Genomic DNA, 6,313 nt, shown 5'->3' on the forward strand with positions numbered 1-6,313 from the left:
GCCGATCCGGCGGGCTTCCGGGTTATGGACGCCAGTGGCCGGTCAGACTGGCTCGCCTGGCAGGGCGCCAGCTACTTTCGCGCTTCGGGTGGGCAGGATCAGTACGGGCTTTCCGCGCGCGGCATCGCCATCGACACGGGCCTGTCGCAAGGGGAGGAATTTCCGGACTTCACGCATTTCTGGGTCGAGCAATCCGGGCCGGATCGCGCGCGGATTCATGCCTTGCTCGATGGACCAAGCCTGACTGGTGCTTATGCTTTTGAATGCCGCAAGACGGACGCGGCGGTGATTCAAGACGTGGCCGCCGTGCTCTTCCTGCGCAAGGACATCGCACAGCTTGGCCTTGCTCCGGCTTCGAGCATGTTCTGGTATGACCAGTCGAACACGCGCGCGCGTCACGACTGGCGGCCTGAGATTCACGATTCGGATGGCCTAGCCATTTGGGCCGGCAATGGCGAACGGATCTGGCGGCCCTTGGAAAACCCCACGACGCAGCGTCTTCATGCGCTGCGGGCCGACAGCCCCAAAGGCTTTGGCCTGCTTCAGCGCGACCGGGACTTCGATCACTATCAAGATGACGGCACCTTTTATGAACGACGACCCGCTCTATGGGTGGAACCCAAGGGCGACTGGGGGCCGGGGGCAGTCTCACTTTTTGAGATGACCACCTCCGTCGAGACGATGGACAACATCGCCATGTTCTGGCTGGGCGACGTGCCGGCGCGTGCGGGAGAGCGACGCGAATTTGCTTATCGCCTGACCTGGACCTCCAACGATCCGACAGCCGGCGCTCACGCACGCTGCGTTGACATGTTCGAGGGACCGGCGGGCATTCCGGGTGCGCCGCCTATCGCAGGTGCGCGCAAGTTCGTGTTCGATTTCGCCGGACCTGCCCTGGCCGGCCTGGATCGCCGCAGTGGTGTTGTCCCCGAAACGGACATTCCCCGAAACGCGCTGATTTCAGCAGCCGCATATCCGGTAGCGCGGGCAGAGGCGCATTGGCGCGTCATGATCGACGTGCGCATGCAGGACATGACCCAGCCACAGTTCCGGCTTTACCTCAAGCGTGGCGAGGCAGCCCTCAGCGAAACCGTGATTAAGGCGATCGAAACATGAGCAGCGCTGCTATCCGCATTCCGGCCATGCTTCCCGCAGAAGCGCCCCTGGCTATGCCGGTACAGGACCTCTACGGCATTCCTCCAGGCACTATCGAAGTGAAGACCAGGCCGCACGGGCTGCTGGTCAAGCGCCTGCTGCTGATCGCGCTGACCGCATTGATCGGCCTTGCCGCATCCAGTTCAGTGCGCCTCGCGCTTTCGCGTGACGGGCTGGACCTGGTCGAAATGGCGCTGCTTGTCTTCTTCGTGCCCTTGTTCTGCTGGATCGCCTTCGGCTTCGTCACATCCGCGATCGGCTTCCTGAAACTCATTACTGGCGAGCATCCTGGCTTCACCGCCCTGCCTCGCCCGGCCTCCACGCTGCGCCACAGGACCGCGGTGCTGATGCCTGTCTACAACGAGAACGTCGACGAGATATTCGCGCGGGTGCGCCTGATGGCCCGTTCCATAGCCAAGGCAGGTGGCGCCGAATGGATCGACTTCTTCATTCTGAGCGATTCGAATCCCTTTCACGGCAGGCGGGAAGAGGCGGCGTGGCGCGCCGTGGCCCGGGAAGCGCCCATCCGGATCTACTATCGACGTCGCCAGGAGAACATCGCGCGCAAGCCCGGCAACGTCGCGGAATGGGTGCGCCGTTTCGGTGGGGCTTACGAGAACATGTTCGTTCTTGACGCCGATTCGACGATGAGCGGCGAGACGATCGTGGGCATGGCCGCAATCATGGAGGAGCGCCCGTCCATCGGTTTGCTCCAGACAGTGCCGATGATCGCCAATGCGCGCACGCTGTTCCAGCGTTGGATGCAATTCGCCAGCGAAGCCTATGGGCCGATCGCCAGCGCCGGGCTGCTCTGGTGGTCCGGTTCCGAAGCCAATTTCTGGGGCCACAACGCCATCGTGCGCACGCGCGCTTTCGCCGAGTCTTGCGGCCTTCCGGAACTGCCGGGCAAACCGCCGTTCGGCGGCCATATTCTCAGCCACGACATGCTCGAATCCGCCCTGCTGCGTCGACGCGGCTGGGCCGTGCACATGGTCATGATCGGCGGCAGTTACGAAGAATTTCCGCCCACGATCGTCGATCACGCGATTCGGGATCGACGCTGGATGCAGGGGAATCTTCAGCATCTGCAGCTGCTCGGCGCCTCGGGCCTGCATTGGGTAAGCCGGCTGCATCTGCTTATCGGAGCTTCCGCTTACCTCACCTCGCCGGCGTGGCTGCTGCTGATCCTGACCATGATCGGCCAGGCCGCCACGCATGGCGCCGGCAGCGTCGTCGCCCTCGCCCCACCTAGTGTGCTGGCGTTGACGCTGGTGCTGTTGTTCGGGCCCAAGGTGATGGGCACGATCTGGATGTTGGCGAAGTGCGAACGACGGCGCTCTTTTGGCGGGGCCGGGATGATCCTGCGCTCGGTCGCAATCGACGCAGCGCTGGCGGTACTGTTGGCGCCGGTGACGATGGTGACTCAGACCAAGGCGTTTTTCGGCCTACTGCTGGGCATTTCCGCGAACTGGAACACGCAGGTGCGCGAGGCACGGCGGATTTCCTTGCGTGAGGTCTTGCCCGACATGCGCGAGCATTTGCTTCTGGGCCTGGCGCTCTGCGGGACCGCGCTGATCGATACGATGACCGCCGCCTGGCTCGCGCCCGTCATCGCCGGGCTGCTGTTATCCCCATGGCTGGTAAGCCTCACGTCGAGCGAGACGCTTGCGAAACGTGCAGCTGCTCGCGGCATCTTTCATGTTCCCGACGCCGACATGGCCGGAAAGCGCGAGGACTTGCCGCTTCGATCGGGACGGGAAAGTCTCGATACCACGCTCGCAGTTCGCCCGGCCCTGCCGACCGGCGGTTAGGGCGATCGGGCTGAGCCATCATGATCTCCTTCCGAGGAGATGCCCCGTTTCGCTCCCCACGCGAACGCGCTAGCGTGGGAAGATGCCGTCCCTTTATCATCCGCCGGTCAAGCGCTCGGTCGAAATCGCCGGCCATAAGACCTCGATCAGCCTGGAGCCCGTGTTCTGGGCGATGCTGAAGGACGCCGCAGCGGGCGAGGGGCTGCCGATCAATGCGCTGGTCGCACGAATCGACGCAGAGCGCCTGGGAGCAGATTCGCCGCCCGGCCTCGCCAGCGCTGTTCGAGTGTGGCTTGTGTCCCGGACAGGCTTAGACAGAGCCGACTCTCAATAGGTCGCCGGCGGATCGCTGGCCGGGAAACTCTCGTCAATCGCTTCGTCCGTTTTCGACCAGCGTTGCGGGTTGCTCGCCATGTTCTCCGGCCCGGCATCACGCACATGACCATAAGTGCCGGCGTGAGCTGGCTCTGCCTCCCGCTCCCGCGTGGCATATTTGTAGAGCGCGTATCCGGCCACGCCTGCTGCGGCCAGCTTAATCAGACCCATGTCGATTCCTCCTCCAGACTTCGAAAAAGGCTTACGACAGGATAACGCGCGCTCGAGCCGCCGGTTTCCTCAATCCCCGCCGACGCGTTCGATCTGCGCGCCAACCAACGCCAGTTTTTCCTCCAACCGCTCGTACCCTCGATCCAGGTGATAGAGGCGATGCACTTGAGTTTGTCCTTCGCCAGCGAGGCCGGCGATAACCAGGCTCATCGAAGCGCGCAGGTCCGTCGCCATCACTTCGGCACCCGCCAGCTTGCGCACGCCGTGAACGATCGCGGTGCGCCCCTTGGTCTCGATATGCGCGCCCATGCGGTTCAGTTCGGGAACGTGCATGTAACGGTTCTCGAAGATGGTCTCAGTCATCACGCTGGACCCTTCGGCAAGGCAGAGCAGCGCCATGAGTTGGGCCTGCATATCCGTGGCAAAGCCCGGATAAGGCGCGGTCGAAAGCGTTACCGGGCGCAGCGCCCCATCCGCCGCCACGCGCATGCCATCCGCCACGGGCTCGACATGAACGCCGGCGTCACGCAGGGCCTGCACAGTGGCTTCCATCTCCTCGATCCTGGCCCCCTTAAGCGTGACCTCACCCCCGGTAATCGCCGCAGCGCAAGCGTAAGAGCCCGCCTCGATGCGGTCCGGCATCACCATGTAAGTGGCTCCATGCAGGCGCGGGACGCCGTGAATGACCAGGTCGGAAGTGCCGATGCCTTCAATCTGAGCGCCCATCGCCACCAGCAGGTTGCACAAGTCCACAATCTCCGGCTCACGGGCCGCGTTATGCAGGCTTGACTTGCCGCGCGCCGTGGCCGCCGCCATCAAGGCGTTCTCAGTGGCACCTACGGAAACCACCGGGAACGAATAGCGTCCGCCCGGCAATCCGCCGTCAGGTGCGATTGCCCTTACATATCCGGCCGCCAACTCGATATGCGCCCCCAGCGCCTCCAACGCCTTAAGGTGAAGATCGATCGGGCGATTGCCGATGGCGCATCCGCCGGGCAATGAAACGGTCGCCTCACCCATGCGGGCCAGCATCGGACCCAGCACCAGGATCGATGCGCGCATCTTGCGGACCAGATCGTAAGGCGCGACTGAACTGGTGATGCGCGTAGCCTGCAGCGTCATTACGCGACCGAAATCTTCCGGGCGCGATCCCGCGATCATGGTAGAGACACCAAATTGATTCATCAGGTGCTGAAAACCATCGATATCGGCAAGACGCGGCAAGTTGCGCAGCGTCAACGGCTCATCGGTCAAAAGCGCGCAGGGCAGCAGCGTAAGCGCCGCGTTCTTGGCGCCGGAAACGGGTATGATACCGCAGAGGCGTTTGCCGCCTTCGATGATGATCTTGTCCATTCCCGTCCTTTAGCGGGAAACGCGGCGGCGGCAACGGGCGCTATGGCCTTGGGGCGTGGCCCAAGGCAAAACATCCAACGCCGGGCCGTTGCAGAGGTCGGACAAAGCGGCTTTAATCGCGGTGCAGCATGCTTTAATCGCACTGCAACATGAGGAGGCAATGAACCAGCCCATGAGTGACACGAACTTCCGCAAGCCAGTCCGCAAGGCTGTGTTTCCCGTCGCCGGCCTCGGCACCCGCTTCCTCCCCGCAACCAAAGCGATCCCCAAGGAACTCTTGCCGGTCGTCGACAGGCCGCTGATCCAATATGCCGTGGACGAAGCCCGCGAGGCGGGAATCGAGGAGTTCATCTTCGTCACCGGGCGCGGCAAGACCGCGATCGTCGAACATTTCGACACGGCCTATGAACTGGAAGCCACCATGACCGGTCGGGGCAAGTCGCTGACCTCGCTTGAGCCCACGCGCGTCCTGCCGGGAAACCTGGTGACAGTGCGCCAGCAGGTGCCACTGGGCCTTGGCCACGCGGTCTGGTGCGCCCGCGCGGTCGTGGGCGACGAACCCTTTGCGATCTTTCTGCCCGATGAACTGATGTACGGATCACCCGGCTGCATGGCGCAAATGGTTCAGGCGTATCATGAGGTGGGCGGCAACCTGGTCTCTGTGTTGGAAGTGCCGATGGAGGACGTGTCCAGCTATGGCGTCATCGCGCCGGGCGAATCCAGAGGCAATCTGACGGAAGTCAGGGGCCTCGTGGAAAAGCCCCGGATTGAGGATGCCCCTTCGAACAAGATTGTTTCCGGCCGTTATATCCTGCAACCGGAAGTGCTGGGCTTGCTGGAGACGCAAGGAAAAGGTGCAGGCGGTGAAATTCAGTTGACCGATTCCATGGCGAAGCTGATCGGCCGGCAACCCTTCCATGCGGTTACGTTCAACGGTCGCCGCTTCGATTGCGGCTCGAAAGTCGGCTTTGTGGAGGCGACCTTGGCGATCGCCCTGGATCGTGAAGACATCGGCGCGGAAGTACGCCAGATGGCCAGGGCAATGTTGGGCTAAGACAAAATCGCGCGGCGCGATTGCGGGTGCATCAGCCTTGCAGCAGTTTTTCGCGCCGCGCCTTCCATGGCTGGGCCAACACGTCCAGCGTGCCCAGGGCTTCAAGGCTTGGTCGATCACGCTTGTGATCCCCTGAGACCAATAAGCCAAAGGTTCGCGCCACGGTCCATTCCGGGTGCGGGCGATCGACAAGCTGCATCGCCTCGCCGGCCTCGACGTCCCCTTCCTCCAAGACGCGATAATACCAGCCAGACCGACGCGCCTTCACCATCGCGGCGTTGATGGCGAGCCCGCCGAAGCGATGATCGAGTTTCCAGCACGGCTGCCGCCCCTGACTGACCTCGACAAGGGCGCTGCCCAGCCGCCAGCGATCGCCGATGCAGACGGTCTCCTC

The 6,313-nt window shown here is 63.1% G+C and carries 7 protein-coding genes; 4 read left to right on the forward strand and 3 right to left on the reverse strand.

The window, feature by feature from the left end; translation table 11 throughout:
* The 3 genes from V7D69_RS14910 to V7D69_RS14920 all read left to right on the forward strand — a co-directional run.
* Positions 1 to 1,116: glucan biosynthesis protein (locus V7D69_RS14910; RefSeq protein WP_333606188.1), on the forward strand; the 1,116-nt coding region annotated here is incomplete at its 5' end.
* Entirely contained in the window at positions 1,113 to 2,966 is a 1,854-nt protein-coding gene (gene mdoH, locus V7D69_RS14915) for a glucans biosynthesis glucosyltransferase MdoH (RefSeq protein ID WP_333606189.1), read from the forward strand. The genes V7D69_RS14910 and mdoH, both read left to right, overlap by 4 nt.
* Positions 2,967 to 3,048: 82 nt before the next feature.
* Positions 3,049 to 3,300, forward strand: a complete 252-nt coding sequence (locus tag V7D69_RS14920) for a ribbon-helix-helix domain-containing protein (RefSeq protein WP_333606190.1) — start codon at positions 3,049 to 3,051, stop codon at positions 3,298 to 3,300.
* On the opposite strand, the gene V7D69_RS14925 is transcribed toward V7D69_RS14920, so the two are convergent.
* Together V7D69_RS14925 and murA are read right to left on the reverse strand one after the other, a co-directional pair.
* Positions 3,294 to 3,512 carry a hypothetical protein gene (locus V7D69_RS14925; RefSeq protein ID WP_324061399.1) on the reverse strand — a complete coding sequence of 73 codons (219 nt, stop codon included), beginning with the start codon at positions 3,510 to 3,512 and terminating at the stop codon, positions 3,294 to 3,296. The two genes, V7D69_RS14920 and V7D69_RS14925, sit on opposite strands and share 7 nt — an antisense overlap.
* Positions 3,513 to 3,581: 69 nt before the next feature.
* Positions 3,582 to 4,865, reverse strand: coding sequence for a UDP-N-acetylglucosamine 1-carboxyvinyltransferase (gene murA, locus V7D69_RS14930; RefSeq protein WP_324061397.1), 1,284 nt, complete (start codon positions 4,863 to 4,865; stop codon positions 3,582 to 3,584).
* A gap of 172 nt (positions 4,866 to 5,037) precedes the next feature.
* On the opposite strand from murA, the gene V7D69_RS14935 reads away from it, so the two are divergent.
* The gene (locus V7D69_RS14935; protein ID WP_324061396.1) at positions 5,038 to 5,919 is read left to right on the forward strand and encodes a UTP--glucose-1-phosphate uridylyltransferase; all 882 of its coding nucleotides are present in this window, start codon (positions 5,038 to 5,040) and stop codon (positions 5,917 to 5,919) included.
* Positions 5,920 to 5,950: 31 nt separating this feature from the next.
* Here the strand turns inward: V7D69_RS14935 and V7D69_RS14940 are convergent.
* Positions 5,951 to 6,313: MOSC domain-containing protein (locus V7D69_RS14940; RefSeq protein WP_333606191.1), on the reverse strand; the 363-nt coding region annotated here is incomplete at its 5' end.

This window comes from Novosphingobium sp., assembly GCF_036733805.1.
Taxonomy (GTDB): Bacteria; Pseudomonadota; Alphaproteobacteria; order Sphingomonadales; family Sphingomonadaceae; genus Novosphingobium.